Genomic DNA, 19256 nt, shown 5'->3' on the forward strand with positions numbered 1-19256 from the left:
GGTCATTCCTTGTCCGCGCCGTCGAGGGTGACGGACTGCCGGTTCGGGGTGATGGTCCAGCGCCATGCCGACAACGGGGGTTCGCCGCGTGCCTGCCACCACCGGTAGGCCGCTTCCGCTTCGTCCCACAGTCGCCGGGGACCTGACTGGCGGACGGCGTACCGTTTGCTGCCGTCCGGGACCACGCTGGCCCACGAACCGGTGAGCGGGTCCCGGAGCCACGCGACCCCCGGCCGGTCGTCGGTGCGTTCCCACACGTCGTACCGGCACGAGGGGACAGCGACAGCGATCGGCCACCGATGATCATCAGCGAGTAGCGGTACCCATGGCGCGATGTCCGTTGTGGACAGTTCCGCGTCGGGGTCGTCCCACTGTTGATCGGTGTTGACCGAGGACGGAACTCGCTGGGACCGCATTTCCATGAACCCGACTTGCATGTCAGCCGCACGGCCGGTCGCCGTGCCGTCCTCGTGCACCACGAACCGCACGAGCGGACCGGATGCAAGATCGGCGCGCATCGGAGCGAGGATCACGCCACCCGGCCGCGTGTGCGCCACCCACGAGTACGGCAGATGTCCGATGTGGACGCTTGCTGTTGCGATGATCCGATCGAACTCGCCGGACGGCTCGGTTGAACCATCGGCCAAGCGCGGGTACACGTTGACCAATCCGGCGTCTTCGAGTCGCTTACGTGCGTCGGCAGCCATGGCGGGGTCGATTTCCGCGGTGACCACAGTTCCTTGCGTGCCAACGATTTCAGCAAGCAAGGCCGCGTTCCATCCGGTACCCGTGCCAATCTCAAGCACGGACTCTCCCGGCTGTACATCAAGTTCGGTCAGCATTCCGAGCACTGCGGACGGCATCGACGCGGAGCACGTCGGCCGGTAACCGACCTCTGGCCACGTGGTAGCGCCATCATCGAACTGGGTCACGATCACGCGGTTCGAGTACACAGCGCGCATCCAACGTTCGTTTTCGGTTGCGCGGTCTACGGGTTCGTACGGACCGTCCTCGACTTCCTGAACCCACATGCGGGAAGGAATGAACGATTCTCGTGGAACTGCGTTTAGCAACGAAAGGCGCTCGGCCGGGAAGTCCCCGGCCGAGCGCAATTCTTCGATCAGCGCACGCACGCCGTCATCGCTCGCGGCGACGGTCACTTGTTCTCGTCCTCGAACTTGTCCGGGTCAATGTCCTTGCCAGTCTTGCCGGTGCTCTTGTCGTCCTCAACCGAATGCTTGTCGTCACCCACTGCTGTACCTCCGATCGCTATCACCCTATGTATCCGCGCGTATGCGTGGAACCCTTATCACCCGCGCGCCGTAGCGCGCCGGTCCGACTCGCCATGCCGCCGGGTGAACCTATGGGGGACTCCCGGCCGCGCGCCGCCGGGGAAACGCGCGGCTGGGTCCCATGAGGTGCCGCGTGATGGCCGCGCCACGGTTCGCGCCACACACGACACAAAGTCACGCATCATCCGTCCCGGCTCCCATGCCGCCGGACTCGCGGAACTCTCGCTGCATCACGTCGGATAGCCGGGATTCGATATCGGCCAACCGGTCAACGAGGCACCGGTAGCGAACGAAGATGTGCGGAGTGTCCACCTTGGACTCTTCTCGCCATTCCCACTCGGCCTGCCACGACGTGATCCACAATTCCGCATCCCGCAACAGAAACCCGGCCAGCGAACCACCCCGCGCGAACCGGCACGCACGATCCACGGTCGCGCGCATCTCTTCCACGGCACGTATGGCCGCTTCGTTGCCGTCCTCGGAATGCGGAACCACGGACGGCGGATGCGCCAGCGCGCGGCGCGCTCTCTCAACCGCTACCCATCGTCGCGCGCGGCGGCGCTGTAGGAACCACATCACGGCGTCCACAGCGTCGGAGCCACACCAACAACCAACCGGGGCGCGAGCGGGTGACTCGGCGCAGGCAACGCCAACAGGCCGTCCACCACTTCCGGCAACGTGCCGTCACACTGCCACAGCCGTCCCCCCGTGTGATCCATCCGCAGCGCTCCCGCGTCGGACTGCGAACCGATGTACAGCGCGTCCGCCACACCTTCCGGCCACACCCGCAGACCCGTCACCCTCACCACGTCACCGCTGGCATCCTCGGTGGCCGCGAACGACCACCCCGCGTTCACCAGCTCCACCAACCCCCGCAACTCCGGAAACACCGTGAACGGGTCACCCGGCGCGCTCACCGGACATCCCCGGCCGACCGAGCGTGCCGACCCGTGCGGCGCGGCGCGGCCGGACACTGCCGACCGGCCACGGCGGCACGGTCGGCCGCATGGCGCGCGCTCACCGGCTCGCGTTGCCGCCTGACAGGCGCCCTGCCGCGCGTGATCCGCCGGAGATACCCGAACCATGCGGACACCCGCAAGCGCGCCACGTCACGCGTGATGGACCCCCGCCACCGTTCCCACAGCCACACCGCGAACGGCGCGGCCGGGACCGCCACGAACGCGACGAACAGGACAGCGACCACGGCGTACGGGGAATCCAGCATTCACCCACGATCAGCCGCAATCAGCCTCCGAGTTTCACACGGTGTGAAGGTCCCCCGAACAGGCTAAACCGGCAGGCCGGACCGATGCGCCATCCCGCGCAGCTCCCGGCCGACCGCATCCCGCTTCGCACGCGCCAGCAAGTCGGCCAGCGTCTCACGCGCCAGCGGGTTCCGGTGCACCCGCGCAGGCGAAATCTGCTCAGCCTTACGCAGCGCGACCACGGCCTTGTCCCGACGCTTCGGAAGCTTCGCCAGCGCACGGCCGTAGTTCACCCAGTACGCCGCGCGCCGGAAGTCAGACGGCAACTCATCCGGGTTCACGTCCCGTTCAGCGATTCGCGCCGCGCCGGAGTGATCCCCCGATTCCAGCGCCACAGACAGCCGCCACAAGCCGACGTTGGACGGACCGAACCCGAACCACGGTTCGGGACCCTCCACCCGTTCGGCAAGCGCCGCCGCTTCGTCCAGCGGCGCCAGCCGCGCGCCGTCGTCACCGCGCGCCGCCGCGAGCAACGAGGACGTAAGCGTGAGCATCCCCGTCACGACTAGTCCGTCTCGGGTGTCGGTCCCCGCGTCGGCCGCCGCAAGGGTCCGCTCCGCCAGATCGAACGACCCCGAAGCGATCAACCCGTGCACGGTCCCGAACGCGCTCAACGCGAGCGAGACCGGTTCCTCTAGCCGCTCCGCCGCCTGTCGACTGAACGTGGCCGCCAGCCACGACAGATCAGGAGAGGCGCCAGCGACCGGTAGCCACGCCTGTGTCCCTTGCAGGTGCAAGCACGCGATCAGCCGCAGTACCTCACGCTCGTCACGGTGCGCGTTCTCCGTGGTGTGCAGGTCCCGGATCAGGTCAGGCAGGGTCGCGCCGATCACGTCATGGCGGCACGCGTGGGTAGCCTTGATCACCTCGTTGACCCGATCGGCCAGCACATCGGCGGGGACCACCGCGCCGCCGGGATCGTTCAGGCTCACCGCCATCAGAGCACGCCGGACCTCGGTCAACGCCTTGTCCTGCGGTAGCGCACCCTCCGGTGCCACCATTTCGGCGGCAAGCTCGGTCGGTGCGACTTCCAGCGCGTTCGCCAACGCGATGATCAGCGACCGCCGGTCAAGCGCACGTTGCCCCGATTCGAGCATCGAGAGGTAACTAGGCGAGATACCCGCCAGTCCGGCAATCGCGGCGAGCGACTTACCCCGCGCGTTCCTGATCTGCTTGAGCGTCCGGCCGATACTGGACGTAGCCATAACCGCTCACTCTCCGTACTGCGGTAGGTGTCCTCCGAGTCCAACGGTACACGCCGTCTACCCGCGTTTTACCCGTACCGAAACGTGGCCTGACCCGGCCATCGTCGCGTCCCGGCGGACTCACAACGTGCAGGAGAACACCCGAACGAACGCCAGAGACCCCCGTGCTCCGGATGGCCGGGTGCGGGGGTCTCTGGCGTTGTGAGTGGCTAGCGGCGGGCCGTCCGGCGAGCGTCCAGCGCGTACCGGCCACACGGCGACCGGTACGCGCTGGGTACGTTCGACAACGATTAACAGTGCAAGTCAGTGCAAGTCACTGAAAGGTCTTCTTGCAGCTCAGACGGCATATGGATCAAGTCTGCGCAGGCCAGGGAACCGGCTGCTATGAAGGACCCTTTCGTTGCGACGCCGGCTGTTTCGGGGTGCGGGCGTGGTAGCCACGCGGGATGGTGGTCGCTCACCAAGCCACCGGTAGCACGTCCAGGCCCGCCCCCGGGGTGGTGGTCAGCCGGTCAGCGGGGCCGTTCAAGCGCAGGTTCGGCAGGCGGCCGAAAAGAGCTGACAGGGCGATCTGGAGTTCGGCACGAGCGAGGTGCTGTCCCAGGCATTGGTGAATACCGTGGCTGAAGGCGAGGTGTGTCGTGCCGACCCGGCGCAGATCCAGCTCGTCCGGTCGTTCCACGAGTGTCTCGTCCCGGTTGGCGGCTCCGATCGCGATGAGGACCCCATCCCCGGCATCGATGCGCAGGCCCGCGATCTCGATGTCAGTCGTGGCGACCCGCGGCAAGGTGCCGAAGTCGAGCGAGACGAACCGCAGGAGTTCCTCCACCATGTCCGGCAAACGCCGGCCATCCCCGCGCAAGATGGCGAGTTGGTCGGGATGCTCGAGCAACGCGAGGGTGCCGTACGAAATCATGCCGGCGGTAGTGGCATGGCCTGCGATCAGCAAGACCAGCGCGAAACCGACCAGTTCGGCCTGGTCCAGCGTTCCGTGCCGGACTTGCCGGGCGAGCAGTTCGTCCAGTAGACCGTCACCGAGGTCTGACCGTTTGGCCTGGACCAGCCGCTGGAGATAATCGCCCAGCTCGGTCAGAGCCTCCGGGGCCCGTCCGGGATCGTGTCGCAAACGGGCCTGTCGCTCGAAAAACGCATGGTCGGCATACGGAACACCGAGGAGCTCGCAGATCGCCAGCGAGGGCACCGGCAGGGCGAAGGAAGACACCAGGTCAGCCGGCGGCCCGGCGGCGATCATCCTGTCCAGGTGCTCGTCCACGATCCGTTGCAGCCGCGGTCGCAAGGCAGCGACGCGTTTGACCGTAAAAGCGGAAGTAAGCATTTTGCGTTGCCGGTTGTGTTCCTGGCCTTCGAACCCCAGCAGCATGGGACGCAGCCCGGACACCTGCGCGTGCCGCGTCACCGGGACAGGGATCGGCATCGGGCTGTTCGGGTGCGTGCGGTCAGCGGTCAACCGCTGGTCGGCCAGCAGGGACCGAGCCTGCTCGTATCCGGTCACCAGCCACGCGGGGCGTCCATCGGGCAGGCGCACCCGGACCACCGGCCCCGACTCGCGCAGTCGCCGCTGACCCTCAGGAGGCTGATACGGGCAGGTCCGGGCGGTCGGAAGGTCGGGCAGCGATGCCGAGGTCTCGGTCACGACGACTCCAATAAGATGCAGGGCGTGTCTAAAGTCACCGTAGAGCGTCAGAGTAAGATACGCAACGTATCTAACGAGGTGATCGGTAATGTCGGACGCCGTGTCCCGCCGTCGCGGTGAAGCGCTCGAACGCGCCATCCTCGACGCGGCCTGGGAGATACTGACCAAGATCGGCTACTCGAAGCTGACGATGGAGGCCGTCGCGGCCCAGGCGGGGACCAGCCGGCCGGTGATCCACCGCAGATGGCCCACCCGTGCCGAACTGGTCCTAGCCGCCATGGACCACCGCGCTCCGGTGGATGCCGAGCCACCCGACACCGGCACCCTGCGTTCGGACTTACTCGCACTTCTGAATCAAGTGGTTCAGCGGTTCGGCGCCGTACACGGCGAAACACTCGCCGGGCTGATCACCGAAACCGCACGCGACCCGGACACCTCCGCGGCCCTTCGCGCCCGGATCGCAACCACCGCCCCCCAAGAAAAGGTGACGACCGTCGTCGCACGAGCGGCCGACCGCGAGGAGATAAACCCGATCGAACTTCCCCCACGCGTGACCCGGCTGCCCTTCGACCTGATCCGCAACGAGGTCGTGCTACACGGCTGTCCCCCCACCGAGGACACCATCACCGAGATCGTTGACGAGATCCTGCTACCCCTGCTCCACCAAGTCTCCTCCAGTTAACGGTCCCGAATGAGGACTTGATGGGCCGGTCGTGACAGGTCGGGACGAGGTGCGTCGTGTCCAAAGCGGAGACAGTGGGGTCGTTCAGGCAGCACCGGTATTGACCAGGCGCACCGCGGCGCTCAGCAAGGTGCCACGACCGGATCTCCCAGCTCATGGCCGTGACCGCATCCTTGCTGACCGCAGACAGGAATCTCCCTCGCACGGCACGCTCGGCGAGGCGTTGAAACGTCTACGTCAATTGCGCGGCCGCAACGCCACCGATGGCGGTGCGACTGGCCGGGGTGCCGACGAGCTCGACGGTGACACCAGAGCGGACCCGCTCGCCGAACACGGCAACGACCGCGTCGGTAACTCCGGAGATCAGCCGAGCCACGATCTCCTGCGCATCCGGCCGACTGAACGCCTCTTCCCTGATACCGAACACCACACTCGGCGCCGGCGCCTGCGCCGGCTTGCCACCGACACCCCAGCGGCCGGCAGGCAGGCCGATCAGGTGCACGACCGCAATGTCTCGCGCCCAGTCGCCATACACGGCGACAATCGCGTCGGTCAGGCCCTCGATCAACTGGGTCTCCCTCCCAACAAGATCATCTTCGAGGACGCAGACGGTGAGGTGAGGCATGCCAGCTCCCTTTACACTGAGTTTGAAAACAAAGAACTTTTGTTAACAAAGGTACTGGTGGAGGTTTGCGCGTGTCAACACCTGACCCAACGGACGACGCCGTCCGAGAGCTTCTCCTGGTGATGTCGCGCCTGATCGGTAAGATCAAACGTCTGCCACCGCCCGAACAGCTCCGATCGTTCGACCTGGCCCCGAGACATCTGTCCCTGTTGTCCGTGCTGCTGCTCGACGGCCCGCTGACGGTCTCCCAACTGGCCGAGAAACTGAGCATCGCCCCCACCACGGTAAGCCTGATCGTGAGCGATCTGAGCCGCAAAAAGGTGCTGGTACGACACGAAGACAACGCCGACCGACGCCGGCGAATCATCGACATCAGTCCTCAAAACCGACCGGCCATCTCCCAGTGGCTCTCGCCTGGCACCCGCGCCTGGCGACACGCACTCACACCGCTGACGTCCCAACAACGACAGATGGTCGTCGACACCCTGCTCGCCTACGAGGCCGCATTCGCCGCCGCGCCCGACGATGCCTCGGCAGACTGAGAAGGGTGCGTCAGATCATCGGCCCTGTCCCTGATCTTGTTGCGTGTGGTCGGTGTGTCGGTCGGGGTTTTCGCTGTGGAGCTTGGTAATTCTGATGCTCGTGCACTGATCAGTGGTTTGAAGTGCCGTTCCCGCATCTGGCGCCGGTTCGCGTGGCGTCGGTCGACCTCGACGGTGATGTCGTGGTGTTCGCGGTGAGCTCGACGGAGCCGACGGCGGCGTGCCCGAACTGTGGCGCCGTGTCGGCCCGCACGCATGGCAGGTATCGCCGCCGGCTCGCGGACGTCCCCGTCGGTGGGTGCCAGGCCCGTTTCGACGTCACCGTGCGCAGGTTCCGCTGCGGGCACAACGACTGCGCGGCGGTGACGTTCGTCCAACAACTCCCCGGTTAACCACACCGTTTCCCGCCGCACCCGGCCGCTGACCGAGCAGTTAACAAGCATCGGGCTCGCGCTGGCTGGGCAAGCCTGAGCACGGTTGGTGGCAGCACTCTCGGCATGGTCGGTGGATGGGACACGCTGTTGCGGAAGCTCCGGTGAGCCCTCGGCGGCGAGGAACGACACTCCCGAGTCGTCGGCGGTCTCGGTCAGCCCCCACGTGTCCCGGTAGAACGTGCGCTGCTCGGCGAAATTCGGCATCGCGATGTCGACGTGCCGCAGGTGCGTGATCAAACCGGTGGCGTTCATGTCAGTTCCCTTCTGTCGCCGGCCGGTCGAGCCGGTCGGTCAGCCAGTCGATGATCGTTGGCAGTACCGGTCCCTCCCCCATGTGTCCGCCGGGAAAGAGCCGCGCGGTCTTCGGGGCACCGTGCTCGAGGGCGAGATGGATGTCGGCGGAGCAGTTCTGCTGGTCCTCCTTTCCGTTGACCAGCAACAGCGGGCACGACTTCTGGTCCAGAATTCCCTGATCCAACAGGGAAAGTTCCGGGCAGCGCGCGACGTAGTCAGCGAAGTCGGTGCCACCGAAGATGCCAGCGCGGGCAGGCATGAGATCCATCAGATAGGACGAGGCGTTCCGGGACTTCTCCTGTCATTCGGGCTGGAACGTCAGATGCACTCCGCCACCCCAGTCGACCGCGGCGGTGAGCTGTTCGCGATGCGTATGCGCGAGCTTCATCGCCCAGTACCCGCCGAACGACAACGCCAGTGCCGCGACCCGATCCGCGTCGAGGTCGTTCCTGCTCCGCAGCCAGTCGAACACCGGATCCCACTGGCGTTCGGAGTCCGGACCGGCCAGCACCGGGGACTGCCCGACCCCCGGCTTGTCGATGTGCACCGTGGCGAATCCGCGCTTGCGCAGCAGCAGGCCACGCGCGTAGCTCTCCTCTTTCCACACGTCGATTCCGCCCCACATCAGCACAACCGGTGGCCTGGTCACGGCGGAACCGGGCGGCCGGGCCACCAGGAACGAGACGGAATCGCCTTCGCCCGCGCGGCCGTCGAATGGCACGTTGACCCGCTCGACCGGCGTGTTCTCCAGTTCGCACACCCGGGCGAAATATTTCCGGGCCAGCTCGTACGCGGCCAGCTTGGCGGGGTGGACGGACGACGGATACCGCCCGAGGAACGCGAACTGGTAGGCCTGCCACCAGTTCTCCAGCGCGTCGCCGCGATCGCCGTCGGCCTCGGCCCGCTCGGCCGCCGCCGCGAACTCCGCCGCACCGCCGAGCCAGTGCTGCGCCCACGGGACCGGGTCGACGCCGGGCAGCGTTTCGATGTACCGCGCCGCCGCGTCCTCGCCGATGGCGTTGAACGGGTTGCGCCGCTGTGCGAGGTGCGTGCGCAACCACGACTTCGCCTCGGGCAGGGACCGGGCGGTGTTGTCGGACAACCGAACCTCCTGTGTCACGCCGGCTGCGCCATCCGGTGATGGCAGGCCTCGATGAGCGGATACGCATCGCGATGCCGTTGCTCCTGCTCGAGGCGGGCGATCGCGACCGAGGTCTTCACCAGGACCGAGCACCGTTCCCGGCGGCGGTCGGTGAACGCCTCGAGGGCCTTCCGGATGTCCTCATACCGGTCCAGCTCCTGGGCCAGCACCAGGCCGTCCTCGATGGCGAGCGCGGCCCCGCTGGCCATTTGCGGTGAGGGCGCGTGCGCGGCGTCGCCGAGGACGACCCTGGTTCCGTCGGACCACGGGGCGTCGACGAGCGCGGTCCGCACCGGCCGCCGAATCACCGACTCGGACCGCACGACCTCGGGCCGGATCTCCGCGACCCGGCCGGTGAACGGCGCGAGCAGATCGCCCATCCGCGCGGCGAGTCCGGCATCCGGCAGCACACCCGGCCGCATGCCGTTCTCGGTGACGAAGACGTAGGCCTGGCTCGGGGAGATCGGCACGACTCCGGTCTGGTGGCCGTCCCCGGCGAACGTGTGAACGCCGGTGGCCCAGTCGGGCCGCGGCACGCGAGCCCGCCACACCATCTGGCCGTGATAACGGATCGGGGTGGGGCGGCCGATGAGCCCCCGAACGGTAGAGCGAATGCCGTCGGCGCCCACGAGCAGGTCGACGGTGCGGACCGTTCCGTCGGTCAGCTCGGCACATGCCTGCCCGCCCTGCTGGGCCAGGCGGAAAACGCCGAGTCCGTAGTGGATTCGCGTGCCGAGCCGCAGCGCCTCGGCACGCAGGATCCGGTGCAGCTCCGGGCGCGCGATGCCGGCCATGGCCGGGCGATCGTCGCCGATCAGGTGCGGGAGCTCGATCGGGCTCGCCACCCCGTTCGCGTCCACGTTGGTGATCACGCTCATGCCATATCCGGCGGCAAGGCATTGATCGGCGAGGCCAAGACTGTGGAGCGCCCGCAACGACGGGCCGGTCAGGCTCAACCCCCACCCGGCGGTGGTGCCCTCCGAGCCGGTTTCGATGACCTCGACACTCCACCCCCACCGCGCCAATGCGCTCGCCGTGGTCAACCCCGCGATGCCGGCACCGACGATCAACGCCGAACGGGTGCCGTCACTGTTATCCATAGGACCTCCAAGCCGATGTGCTCGACCAAACTAGGTCCGCGGGCCCGGGTTTCCAGTCCGTTTCCGGCGACCGCTGTCCAGTTTCGGCAGTGTTTCCCCATGCCGCCGAAAAACGGATAAGCATCTCCGGAACCGGACAACGATCCCGCCGCCACCGACGCCGAGCCGCGCAAGCGGGAGCTCTACCACAAGCTGATCACAGCCTTCGGCGCCGCGGGCGCGTTGACCGAGCCGATCGCCGAGCACTGGGACATCGACACCCCGGCCGGGATCGAGTCCGGCTGGCCGCTGCGCCCGGCCGGAGTCGAGGCCCCCGCTCACCGTCGTGATCGTCCGCGGCTTCGACGGGTGGCGGGAGGAGTACCACATCGGCCCCACCTACCTGCTTGACCGCGGGATCGCCGCGTTCCTCCCCCGCACTCTCGGCGAGCGCGGGCGAGGGTTTCGCGGCCTGCTGCGTCAACCGCGGCACCGTGCGCCCCGCCGAGATCCTGGACCGCTTTCCCGGTTCACCGCGAAGGTGCGGCCACTGCTCGGGATCGACGACCCGGAGCAGGCCCGTTCCGCGATGGAGGACTACCGGCTTACCCCGGCGCGCCTTGCCCTCTTGCGGGTCCCGTTGCTGGTCCTGCCCGGCACATCGGACCGGGTGTTCCTGATCGAGAACGCCCGCGCGCTGTTCGACGGCGCCGGATCGCCCGACAAGCACTGGGCCGAGCGGCCGGATAGCGACCACCGCGTCTACAACCATTCGCACGCCAAGCACGTGCTTGGCGCGGACTGGTTCACCGACCGTCTCCACGCCTCGACCGGTGTTCCGCCACCTTCATCGATGGCATGATCGTCTTGCCTACCAGGGAGCGTGAACCATGTTGTCGAGTCCCCTGCGTGATTTCGTCATCACGAAGTCCGAGAACCCGGTGAACCTGCTGCAGTCGGCGGGCCGGCTGTTCGGCGGCGCGGTCAACGCCAGCCCCCTTGGCCCGTTCGCCGACGGCGGACACGAGGTACGCGGCGTCGCGGCCACGGATTTCGCCGTCGGCTACTTCGCATCGTCGCTCGCGGTGCGGGTACGCGCGGCGCCCGGCCGGGATTCCTACTTCATCAACCTGGGCGTGGCCGGTGAGATCACCGCGAGCCGGGGCGACCGGCAGGCCGTGCTCAGCCGCGCGCGGGCCGGCGTGTTCAATCCGGGCGACGCGCAGGACCTTCGCCCGAACCGGCCGGGAACGAGGTTCCTGGGCCTGCGCATCGACGCCGGCCTCGTCCAGCGCGAACTCGCGGCGCTCACCGGGCACCCGACCGGTTCCGCGGTGCGCTTCGACCTTCCGCTCAACCTGGCCGAACCGCGAGGCAGCGCGGTGCGGCTGCTGATCGGTTCGTTGATCGAGCAACTGGACTCGGACGATCCGCTGTTCCAGCGCAAAGAACTGCAACAGAACCAGCTTCGCTGCATCGTGACCGCGCTGCTGCTGGCCCAGCCCCACAATCACACCGCAACGCTGCGCGGCTTCGCGGAGACGCCGCATCCCAAGGCACTGCGCGCGGCGGTCGCCTTCGTCGAGGACAACCTGTCCGAACCGATCTCCCTCGGCCAGATCGCGGAAGCCGCCGGGTGCAGCGCACGGACCGTCAGCAGCGCGTTCCGGGGAAAGCTCGGGACATCGCCGATGCGTTACGTGCGCAACCTCCGGCTGGACCGGATCCGCCACGACATCCTGTCCACCGACGACGGGATCGGCGACATAGCCTATCGCTGGGGCATAACCCATCTTGGCCGGTTCGCGAGTGACTACCGTTCACGATTCGGCGAGCTGCCCTCGACCACCGCCGCCCGACGGTAGCGGCCGGTTCGAGTCACTCGAAGTCGCAATCCGGGGCGGCGGCATCCCGGGACAGCGGCCGACCGGATTGACGTGCGGCACGTCCAACACCACGAGCCCAGAGCCTAGATCTCGTCCAGTGTAGACATGGTCGGCGCGACCCGCCTCCACCACGCCGACGCCCGCCGTCGCGAAGCGGGGAAGGATGTTTCAGTCGGCTCGGAGAGAACGCCGTGGGAAGGCGACTCCCGTCAGTTCTTCGGAGATCTCCCAGAGACGGTGCGCCACCTCGGCGTCCTGCGCCCTCGCCGAGCGGTCGACCAGTTCCGGCGCGCCGCGTCCTTCCAGGAAGCCGCTCGGGCCTGCGTGGCTGTTCCCCGGGATGTCCGCCACCGCCGCGTACAGCGTCGGCAGAGCGCCGTCGTCGTCGCTCTGCGCGGCACGGCCAGCCACCGCCTCCAGCTGCGCACCAACGTTCCAAGGGACTCCGGGGTGGTTTGTTCTGGTCGAGGGCCGTGAGGATGGAGTGTGTCGTTTTACGGTGGTGGGGTGGCGCGGCGCAGGTTGATGATGGTTGCTGACCCGGGATAGGGCGGCCGACGCTGGGCGCCCTGGACTGCCGCGCAAGGTGGAATAGGTGATCGCGCTCGGCCTCGTCAAGTTGCAAGGCAGAGGCCAACGCGTCGAGCACCCCGTCGGAGGCGCCGGCGAGGCGGCCGCGCTCCATGCGCACGTAGTAGTCGACCGATACCCCTGCTAGTAGAGCTACCTCTTCGCGACGCAGACCTTTGACCCGGCGGTTGCCGCCGTAGGCGGGCAGTCCGGCCCGCTCGGGCGTGATCCGCGCGCGACGCGAGCTCAGGAATTCCTTGATCTCAGTGCGCAGATCGATCGTGGCCACGCCTTCACCGTAGGCCCTGTCCGCAGGCGAAGGGAGGTTCTGCCGGTACCCCGACGGCCACGCACCCCTCACACACGGCATGCGCCCAGCGTCGTAGCAGGGCCCGCGCCTACGCCTAGGTACCTGATGCGGTCGTGGCGATGCCGCCGTCGATCGGGATGATGGCGCCCGTGAGGTAGGCTCCGGCCCGGCCAGCGAGGAACACGGCGATGCCCGCCATGTCGTCGTCGCGGCCGAGCCGGCGCAGAGGAGCCTTCGCCGCGACCTTGTCGCCGATGGCATCGAGCGTGGACGCCATCATCTGCGACGGGAACGGTCCTGGAGCTACCGCGTTCACCGTGACGTGCTGTGGGCCCAGTTCTCTGGCAAGCACTCTGGTGAGTTGATGGAGTGCCGCTTTGCTGCTGGCGTACGAGTAGTTGGGCGACTCGGCGACGTGGATGGCGGCGATACTGCCGATGTTGATGATCCGCGCGGGATCGTCGGCGGTGCCCGCCCTGCGAAGTGCGGGGAGCAGCGCCTGCACCAGCCAGAACGGCGACTTGAGGTTGAGGTCGATCACTGCGTCCCAGGCCTCGTCCGGGAACGCCTCCAGCGGCTCGCGCCACATCGCTCCCGCGTTGTTGACGAGGATGTCCAGGCCTTCCGAGCCGACCTTGACAAAATCAGCGAGGCGCTGACACTCGTCGTACCTGGACAGGTCGGCGGGAAATGCTTGAACGTCGCCGAATTCGGACAGTAGACGCTGTGCCTCCGCGCACGTGTCTGCCTTGCGTGAGCTGATAATGACGCGGGCGCCCGCCTGCAGAAGGCCGCGCGCTATCATCATCCCAATTCCCCTGGTGCCGCCAGTGACAAGTGCGCACTTCCCACTCAGATCGAAAAGGTCTGCGTGAGTGGTGAACTGGTTGTCCGCCATTGGTCTTCGTTCCTTCTGTCGTGGAAGCATGTGCTGACACGGTCGCGCGTCCAGTGCAGCTGAATTGAACTGAAGGGGGTAAAGCTGCGCGCCTCCCGTGGTCCATTACTTCTCTCTGTGCGGCTGGGAGCCGACTCAAAAGGTTGACAGGCGTCCTGGACGTCTGGGAGACCCTGGTGATACAGGTACTGTGCGAGCCACCCTTGCCTGGTGCGTCGGCTCACGCTGCTACAGCCAGCACCACCATCCAGATTGGTCTTGTTCGTGGGATTCACACGGTCATGGCCAAACCAACATGGAAATCACTGGATCGCTACCTGGGCACGGCACAGCAGCTGGCACCGGCCGCCGACTTCTCGGGCGGAAACGACATACTCTTCGGCCTGGTGCCGGGCGCGCCGGACAGCGAACAAGCCACCGCAACGGACCTCGTCACCGGCTACCGCATGTGATCGATCGCGCCGCCCCGGAGCAGCGGTACCGGTGGTAGCGGCGAGATCACGGGTGAGGCCTGGAACGCCTGGATCGCCAGCGCGGCGAAGCGGCGGGAGGCCGCGACCCGGGCGACCGATGAGGGGGCATGGATGCCGCTGTTGGCCATGAGGATGAGGATCAGGTCGTCCAGGACGAAGTCGGGGCGTAGGTGGCCTGCGTCCTTGGCGCGGCGGGCCAGTTCGGCGATCGATTTCAACGTGCGTTCGCGGTCCGCGGTGAAATCGACCGCGTTGGGGTAGGTCGACATGAAGGCCGCGGTGAAGCCTTGGTCGCGTGCCTGCAGTTCACAGACTTTCTCGATTACGAAGCAGAAGCCGCGCCACGGATCCGGGTCGGCGAATCCCTCCTCGGCGACGACGTAGCACGCGCGCATCTGGTCCGTGAAGGCCTCGGTGACCAGCAGTTCCTTGGTCGGGAAGTGGCGGTACAGGGTGGCGGGGCCGACCCCGGCGCCGCGGGCGATCTCCCGCATGGGTGCGTCCACACCTTGGTCGGCGAACACCGCGCGGGCCGCGTCGAGGATGCGTTCTCGGTTGTCCCGGGCGTCGGAGCGCAGGGGGTGAGGCAAACGGTCGGTCACCGCTCTCACTTTAGCTAACCGGACGGCAGCGTCCGTTAGCGTCCGCAGGCATGAAAGCAGTTGCGATCCAGGCGTTCGGTGGTCCAGAAGGGCTCGCGGTCATCGACCTCCCCGACCCGAGTCCCGGTGCCGGGCAGGTGCTGATCGCCACCGAGGCGATCGGCGTCGGCGGTGTCGACGCCGTGATCCGAAGCGACCTGCTCGGCGTCCCGGGTTTCCAGGAAGGCCACATCCTTGGCGGTGAGGTAGCGGGCACGGTGGCCGCGATCGGCGAGGGCGTCGACACGTCGTGGCTCGGTCGGCGCGTGTGGGCGTTCACGGGCATGGGCGGCGGCTACGCCGACCAGGTGACCGCCGCGGCCGCGACGCTCGTCCCCCTTCCAGCGAACCTGTCGGCCGTCGACGCGGTGACGGTCGGGAGCTCCGGAATGGTGGCCCACTTCGGCCTTCGCCATGCCCACTTCGCTCCCGGCGAGTCGGTGCTCGTGCGCGGCGCGGCAGGCGGCATCGGCGTCATGGCGGTCCAGCTCGCGGCTCGTGGCGGTGCCGGTGCGGTGGCGGTCACGACCTCGTCGGCCGAGCGCGGCGATCGCCTGCGCAAGCTCGGCGCGACCCACGTGCTGGACCGCGCGGGCGAGACAGCGGAGGACGCCCCCGCGAGCTACGACGTCATCATCGACATCGTCGCCGGCGCGAACATGCCATCGTTGTTCACCAAACTCAATCCGAACGGTCGCCTGGTGGCCGTCGGCGCGGTCGCGGGATACCCGCCCGCGGACTTCGGCACGGCGATGATCTCGGCGTTCCGGAAGTCGATGTCGTTCGCGACCTTCAGCGCGGACACCGTGCCCGAACCCGACCGGCGCGCGGTGACCACCGACCTGTTCACCGCCACGAGCCGCGGCGAGCTGCACGCGATCGTGCACGAGGTGCTCCCGCTGCGGAAAGCCGTACTGGCCCACCAGAAAATGGAAGCCGGCGAAGTGTTCGGCAGAATCGTGCTCACACCGTCCGGGAACTAGCCGGGTCGGGGGCAGGGAACTGGACGGACACCACGACGTAGTCTCCGGCGGCGATCGACGTTCCGGCGATCTCGACGTCACAATGAGGTTTTCTCGGTGTGTCGTGTGGTGCCGTGTTCGTGGGGTGCCCGGATGTCGGGCTCGCCTACCGAAATGGGGAACCACAGGCGCTCAGGCTTGGCAGGCGTCGTAGTCCCATTCCGGACGATGCCAGGGATGTTCCGGGTTCGGCGCGGCCGAAGGAGCCGCGGGGCGCACCGGGTTCGCGGGTCCGGTCGCCGCCGCGGCGCGGAAGGGGGCGAGCAGATCCGGCACCGCGTACGGGACCCCGCCGACCAGGACGGTCCGCACCGCCGCGGCGGCCCGGATGTCGCTCAGCGGATCGCCTGCCACCAGAACCAGATCCGCGAGCAGGCCGGGGGCGACCGCGCCCAGCCGGTCACCGAGCCCGAGCGCGCGTGCGGCGTTGCCGGTCGCGGTGAGCAGGGCCTCGCGTGGGGTGAAACCGTACTTCACCAGAGCGCGCAGGTTCTGGTGCTGGCTGATCCCGATGTCGTCCAGCGCCGCGTCCGTGCCGAGCACGACGAGCCCGCCCGCGCGGTGCACCCGCAGCAGCATGTCGACGTCGCCCTTGGTCCACGCCCGGTTCAGTTCCGAACCGGGTTTCGCGGCGTCCTCGGCCTTGCGCAGCAACCGCTGGTACTCCCAGCTCGGGAACAGCACCCGGGTTCGCTCGTCCTCGATCAGCGAGCGGTCGTCCACGAACAACTCGGCGGCGAACAAGGTCGTGGTGGAGATCCACATTCCGCTCGCGGCCAGCAGGGCGACCGAATCGGCGGCGGTCCGGCCGCTCAGGCTCCGCGTGCGCGAATAGCCGAGGCGGTTGCCGCCGCCGGTGTGCTCCATCCCGTCGAGCCCGGTGTGCGCGGCGGGATACAGGTAGTGCGAGGTCACCGGGATGCCGTGCGCGTGCGCCCAGGCCACGACCCGGTGCTCGAAGGCCACCGGCAGGCGCATGTACGACTTCACCAGGTCGTAGCCCAGCCCGGCCGCACGGTCGAGTTCCCGCTCCAGTTGCGCGCGGGTGAAGGTCGGGCGCATGAAGTTGTAGTAGGCGCGGGTGCCGTCGAGCGTCTCGCCGGTGCCGAGGTACCGCGGGCCGATCCGGTCGCCCGCCGCCAGCGCCTCCCGCGTCTCCACCATCTGGTACGCGGGATCGCCCGGCGACCGGCTGGTGGTGACCCCGTACGCCAGCCACAGCCGCCCCTGCCGGTCACCCCACTGGCGGCCGCGCAGATGCCAGTGGTTGTGCGTGTCGATCAGTCCGGGCAGGACGGTGAGCCCGGACGCGTCGAGCACCCGGGACGCCCGTTCGGTGCCGCGGGGCACCAGTGCTTCGATCCGGTCGCCGTCGAGGAGGACGTCAACGTCCCGGCGCAGCGAATCGCTTCGGCCGTCCCAGACGGCCCCGGCCCGGATCAGCATCCGGTCCGGATTCCGGCGCGGCCGCCAGGGCAGGCCGACCTGGATCGTGCGTGGGGCGCCCCCGTCGATCCCGACCATGCGCAGGACGCCGTTCGACAGGTAGAGCACCGTCCGCGAATCCGCCCCGACCGAGAGCGAATCGGTGACCTCACCGGTCAGCTGGACCGGCGGACCGGTCACCCGCCCGGCCGCGTCCACCGGCACCCGCCAGGCGAGGCTTTCCATGCCGAACACCAGGTACCGGCCGTCAGATGTCCACACCGGACCGTCGTCCCCCCGGGTGGCGATGGACCGTTCGGGGGCGACCGGCTGGTACCGCAGCTCACCGCTGCGCAGGTCCACGGTGAGGATCTGGTTGTGGCCCGCGCTGCTGCGCGGTGAATACGGCCGCACGGCGGCCAGCGCGAGCACGTTCCCGTCCGGTGACCACGTCGGCCGTCCCGGCTGGTAAAGCGCGGGCAGCACCTGGGTCACCGCGCCACCGGCCAGTTCGAGCACCCAGGTCGCGCCCGACTCGTCCTGGTAGGCGATCCGCGTGCCGTCCGGTGACCACCGCGGGGTGAGCTGGGCGTTCGGCAGGTCGGTGAGCCGCGTCGATTCGCCGGCGCCGAGGTCGTACCGCCACAGGTTCGCGGTACCGGCACGGTCGCTGGCGTAGACGAGCGATCGGCCGTCCGGCGCCCAGTCGGGGTCGGAGCAGAAGTACCCGTCCCGCACGATGGCCCGCGGCCGCCCGCCGATCGGCAGGAGCCACAACGCGTTCAGCGCGCGGAAGGCGATCGTGGTCCCGTCCGGGGACAGCACCGGACTCGCGATTCCCCGGACCGGGCGGGCCCGGTCCGACCGGTCGAAGGGATCGCGTCGGCGGTAGCGCCGCGCGGTGATCGGCACCGCCGCGGTGAACGCGACCGCCGCGGCGCCACCGTCCAGTGCGCGGCGCCGGATGCGGCCGTCCGCGGTGTAGAGCAGTTCCCGGGTGGACAGCCAGCTCGCCGCGAACGGGTAGACGTCCTCTCCGGTGGTCAGCACCCGGTCGCCGGCGACGAGTTCGGTGCGGGGGCCGGTGACCCGGACATAGCTGAGGGTCCGGCCGTCCGGGGAGAACGCGGGACCGTACAACGTCGTGCCGCTGGGCGCGACGACGAGTTGTTCGCGCCGCCCGGACTCCGGTTCGACCGACTCGATGACCGTGTCACCGACGACGTACACCACCTTGCGGCCGTCGGGCGACCAGGCGGGCATGGCATGTTTGCGGTCGCCGTCGGTGAGCGGGCGGATTTCGCCGGTGGCCGGATCGAGCAGCCGGATCCGGCTCTCGCCGTCGCGGTCGGAGGAGAAGGCGATCCGGCTGCCGTCCGGGGAGAACTTGGGCTCCAGGTCGTATCCGGGACCGTCCGTCCACCGGCGGAGACCGGTGCCGTCCGCCCCGATCGTCCAGAGGTCGTAGGTCCCCTCGCGGAACGCCTGGAACACCAGGCTCCTCCCGTCCGGCGCCCAGTGCGGCTGGGTGGCGTCCTGATCGTCGCCGGTGAGCCGAAGCGCCACACCGCCACCGAGCGGCACCAGCCAGATCGCGTTCAGGGCGTCCATCGCGACGGTCCGCCCGTCCGGGGACACCGCGGCGCACAGGTTCGAACCCTCGTGCACCTCGACGATCCGCTCGTCCTCGGCGTGGGCGCCCGAGGCCATCCCGGTCAGCCCGGCGCCGAGCCAGAGGGAACCGACGCCCGCGGCGATCCGCCCGCCGCGGCGGAACACCTCGCGGCGAGCAAGCTCGTCCCCGTCCTCTTGAGACAT

General features: G+C 68.3%; 21 protein-coding genes and 1 pseudogene. 6 read left to right on the plus strand and 16 right to left on the minus strand.

Going from position 1 to position 19256, the window contains the following annotated elements; all coding sequences use genetic code 11:
- Window positions 1-2: 2 nt before the first annotated feature.
- From FXO23_RS25260 to FXO23_RS25285, 6 genes are all read right to left on the minus strand, one after another.
- Complete coding sequence (locus FXO23_RS25260) at window positions 3-1160, minus strand: methyltransferase domain-containing protein (RefSeq protein ID WP_246257780.1); 1158 nt, start codon at window positions 1158-1160, stop codon at window positions 3-5.
- Between the two features lie 306 nt (window positions 1161-1466).
- Window positions 1467-1880 carry a hypothetical protein gene (locus FXO23_RS25265; RefSeq protein ID WP_158887918.1) on the minus strand — a complete coding sequence of 138 codons (414 nt, stop codon included), beginning with the start codon at window positions 1878-1880 and terminating at the stop codon, window positions 1467-1469.
- Window positions 1868-2209, minus strand: coding sequence for a hypothetical protein (locus FXO23_RS25270; protein WP_179956871.1), 342 nt, complete (start codon window positions 2207-2209; stop codon window positions 1868-1870). Before FXO23_RS25270 ends, FXO23_RS25265 begins: the two co-directional genes overlap by 13 nt.
- Complete coding sequence (locus FXO23_RS25275; protein WP_158887919.1) at window positions 2206-2517, minus strand: hypothetical protein; 312 nt, start codon at window positions 2515-2517, stop codon at window positions 2206-2208. The genes FXO23_RS25270 and FXO23_RS25275 overlap by 4 nt, the downstream gene beginning before the upstream one ends.
- 63 nt (window positions 2518-2580) lie before the next feature.
- The gene (locus tag FXO23_RS25280; protein ID WP_158887920.1) at window positions 2581-3762 is read right to left on the minus strand and encodes a helix-turn-helix domain-containing protein; all 1182 of its coding nucleotides are present in this window, start codon (window positions 3760-3762) and stop codon (window positions 2581-2583) included.
- Between the two features lie 457 nt (window positions 3763-4219).
- Entirely contained in the window at window positions 4220-5416 is a 1197-nt protein-coding gene (locus tag FXO23_RS25285; protein WP_246257782.1) for a cytochrome P450, read from the minus strand.
- 88 nt (window positions 5417-5504) lie between these two features.
- On the opposite strand from FXO23_RS25285, the gene FXO23_RS25290 reads away from it, so the two are divergent.
- Complete coding sequence (locus FXO23_RS25290) at window positions 5505-6098, plus strand: TetR/AcrR family transcriptional regulator (RefSeq protein WP_158887922.1); 594 nt, start codon at window positions 5505-5507, stop codon at window positions 6096-6098.
- A 232-nt stretch (window positions 6099-6330) separates the two neighbouring features.
- Here the strand turns inward: FXO23_RS25290 and FXO23_RS25295 are convergent, their stop codons facing one another.
- The gene (locus FXO23_RS25295) at window positions 6331-6723 is read right to left on the minus strand and encodes a tautomerase family protein (RefSeq protein WP_158887923.1); all 393 of its coding nucleotides are present in this window, start codon (window positions 6721-6723) and stop codon (window positions 6331-6333) included.
- Between the two features lie 122 nt (window positions 6724-6845).
- Here FXO23_RS25295 and FXO23_RS25300 point away from each other — a divergent pair, with 122 nt between their 5' ends.
- On the plus strand, window positions 6846-7265 hold the full coding sequence (locus FXO23_RS25300; protein WP_158888019.1) for a MarR family winged helix-turn-helix transcriptional regulator: 420 nt from the start codon (window positions 6846-6848) through the stop codon (window positions 7263-7265).
- Here FXO23_RS25300 and FXO23_RS51705 read toward each other — a convergent pair.
- The 4 genes from FXO23_RS51705 to FXO23_RS25325 are packed head-to-tail and all read right to left on the minus strand — an operon-like array spanning window position 7217 to window position 10234.
- Window positions 7217-7951: a VOC family protein gene (locus tag FXO23_RS51705; protein WP_246257783.1), complete on the minus strand. Its 735-nt coding sequence runs from the start codon at window positions 7949-7951 to the stop codon at window positions 7217-7219. The genes FXO23_RS25300 and FXO23_RS51705 overlap by 49 nt on opposite strands.
- Before the next feature lies 1 nt (window position 7952).
- Window positions 7953-8261: a hypothetical protein gene (locus FXO23_RS25315; protein ID WP_158887924.1), complete on the minus strand. Its 309-nt coding sequence runs from the start codon at window positions 8259-8261 to the stop codon at window positions 7953-7955.
- A gap of 33 nt (window positions 8262-8294) precedes the next feature.
- Window positions 8295-9095, minus strand: a complete 801-nt coding sequence (locus FXO23_RS25320; RefSeq protein ID WP_158887925.1) for an alpha/beta hydrolase family protein — start codon at window positions 9093-9095, stop codon at window positions 8295-8297.
- Window positions 9096-9109: 14 nt separating this feature from the next.
- Window positions 9110-10234, minus strand: a complete 1125-nt coding sequence (locus tag FXO23_RS25325; RefSeq protein ID WP_158887926.1) for an FAD-dependent monooxygenase — start codon at window positions 10232-10234, stop codon at window positions 9110-9112.
- 325 nt (window positions 10235-10559) lie between these two features.
- Between FXO23_RS25325 and FXO23_RS25330 the strand changes: the two genes are divergently transcribed.
- Window positions 10560-11075 (plus strand): hypothetical protein, encoded by a 516-nt coding sequence (locus FXO23_RS25330; RefSeq protein ID WP_158887927.1) that lies wholly within the window; start codon window positions 10560-10562, stop codon window positions 11073-11075.
- 28 nt (window positions 11076-11103) lie between these two features.
- The gene (locus tag FXO23_RS25335) at window positions 11104-12078 is read left to right on the plus strand and encodes a helix-turn-helix transcriptional regulator (protein ID WP_179956872.1); all 975 of its coding nucleotides are present in this window, start codon (window positions 11104-11106) and stop codon (window positions 12076-12078) included.
- A gap of 189 nt (window positions 12079-12267) precedes the next feature.
- Here FXO23_RS25335 and FXO23_RS25340 read toward each other — a convergent pair whose 3' ends face one another.
- The 3 genes and pseudogenes from FXO23_RS25340 to FXO23_RS25350 form a co-directional block, all read right to left on the minus strand.
- Window positions 12268-12510: an SDR family NAD(P)-dependent oxidoreductase gene (locus FXO23_RS25340; protein ID WP_218952156.1), complete on the minus strand. Its 243-nt coding sequence runs from the start codon at window positions 12508-12510 to the stop codon at window positions 12268-12270.
- 151 nt (window positions 12511-12661) lie between these two features.
- Window positions 12662-12958, minus strand: a pseudogene (locus FXO23_RS25345) (helix-turn-helix domain-containing protein); the annotation flags it as partial.
- Window positions 12959-13073: 115 nt separating this feature from the next.
- A complete protein-coding gene (locus FXO23_RS25350; RefSeq protein WP_158887928.1) occupies window positions 13074-13877 on the minus strand; it encodes an SDR family oxidoreductase in 804 nt (267 codons plus the stop codon).
- Window positions 13878-14020: 143 nt separating this feature from the next.
- Here FXO23_RS25350 and FXO23_RS25355 point away from each other — a divergent pair, with 143 nt between their 5' ends.
- A complete protein-coding gene (locus FXO23_RS25355; protein ID WP_158887929.1) occupies window positions 14021-14329 on the plus strand; it encodes a hypothetical protein in 309 nt (102 codons plus the stop codon).
- Here the strand turns inward: FXO23_RS25355 and FXO23_RS25360 are convergent.
- A complete protein-coding gene (locus FXO23_RS25360) occupies window positions 14317-14952 on the minus strand; it encodes a TetR/AcrR family transcriptional regulator (protein ID WP_158887930.1) in 636 nt (211 codons plus the stop codon). The genes FXO23_RS25355 and FXO23_RS25360 overlap by 13 nt on opposite strands.
- Before the next feature lie 50 nt (window positions 14953-15002).
- On the opposite strand from FXO23_RS25360, the gene FXO23_RS25365 reads away from it, so the two are divergent.
- A complete protein-coding gene (locus tag FXO23_RS25365) occupies window positions 15003-15974 on the plus strand; it encodes a zinc-binding dehydrogenase (protein WP_158887931.1) in 972 nt (323 codons plus the stop codon).
- A gap of 171 nt (window positions 15975-16145) precedes the next feature.
- Here the strand turns inward: FXO23_RS25365 and FXO23_RS25370 are convergent, their stop codons facing one another.
- Window positions 16146-19256 carry an amidohydrolase family protein gene (locus FXO23_RS25370; RefSeq protein WP_158887932.1) on the minus strand — a complete coding sequence of 1037 codons (3111 nt, stop codon included), beginning with the start codon at window positions 19254-19256 and terminating at the stop codon, window positions 16146-16148.

Source organism: Amycolatopsis anabasis, assembly GCF_009765355.1.
GTDB classification, from domain to species: Bacteria; Actinomycetota; Actinomycetes; order Mycobacteriales; family Pseudonocardiaceae; genus Amycolatopsis; species Amycolatopsis anabasis.

What these genes read in the sequence shown, in the direction of transcription:
- FXO23_RS25275 (WP_158887919.1), bottom strand. Translation starts at nt 2,517, where the DNA reads ATGCTGGATTCCCCGTACGCCGTGGTCGCTGTCCTGTTCGTCGCGTTC.
- FXO23_RS25280 (WP_158887920.1), bottom strand. Translation starts at nt 3,762, where the DNA reads ATGGCTACGTCCAGTATCGGCCGGACGCTCAAGCAGATCAGGAACGCG.
- FXO23_RS25290 (WP_158887922.1), top strand. Translation starts at nt 5,505, where the DNA reads ATGTCGGACGCCGTGTCCCGCCGTCGCGGTGAAGCGCTCGAACGCGCC.
- FXO23_RS25295 (WP_158887923.1), bottom strand. Translation starts at nt 6,723, where the DNA reads ATGCCTCACCTCACCGTCTGCGTCCTCGAAGATGATCTTGTTGGGAGG.
- FXO23_RS25300 (WP_158888019.1), top strand. Translation starts at nt 6,846, where the DNA reads ATGTCGCGCCTGATCGGTAAGATCAAACGTCTGCCACCGCCCGAACAG.
- FXO23_RS51705 (WP_246257783.1), bottom strand. Translation starts at nt 7,951, where the DNA reads ATGAACGCCACCGGTTTGATCACGCACCTGCGGCACGTCGACATCGCG.
- FXO23_RS25315 (WP_158887924.1), bottom strand. Translation starts at nt 8,261, where the DNA reads ATGGATCTCATGCCTGCCCGCGCTGGCATCTTCGGTGGCACCGACTTC.
- FXO23_RS25325 (WP_158887926.1), bottom strand. Translation starts at nt 10,234, where the DNA reads ATGGATAACAGTGACGGCACCCGTTCGGCGTTGATCGTCGGTGCCGGC.
- FXO23_RS25335 (WP_179956872.1), top strand. Translation starts at nt 11,104, where the DNA reads ATGTTGTCGAGTCCCCTGCGTGATTTCGTCATCACGAAGTCCGAGAAC.
- FXO23_RS25350 (WP_158887928.1), bottom strand. Translation starts at nt 13,877, where the DNA reads ATGGCGGACAACCAGTTCACCACTCACGCAGACCTTTTCGATCTGAGT.
- FXO23_RS25365 (WP_158887931.1), top strand. Translation starts at nt 15,003, where the DNA reads ATGAAAGCAGTTGCGATCCAGGCGTTCGGTGGTCCAGAAGGGCTCGCG.
- FXO23_RS25370 (WP_158887932.1), bottom strand. Translation starts at nt 19,256, where the DNA reads ATGTCTCAAGAGGACGGGGACGAGCTTGCTCGCCGCGAGGTGTTCCGC.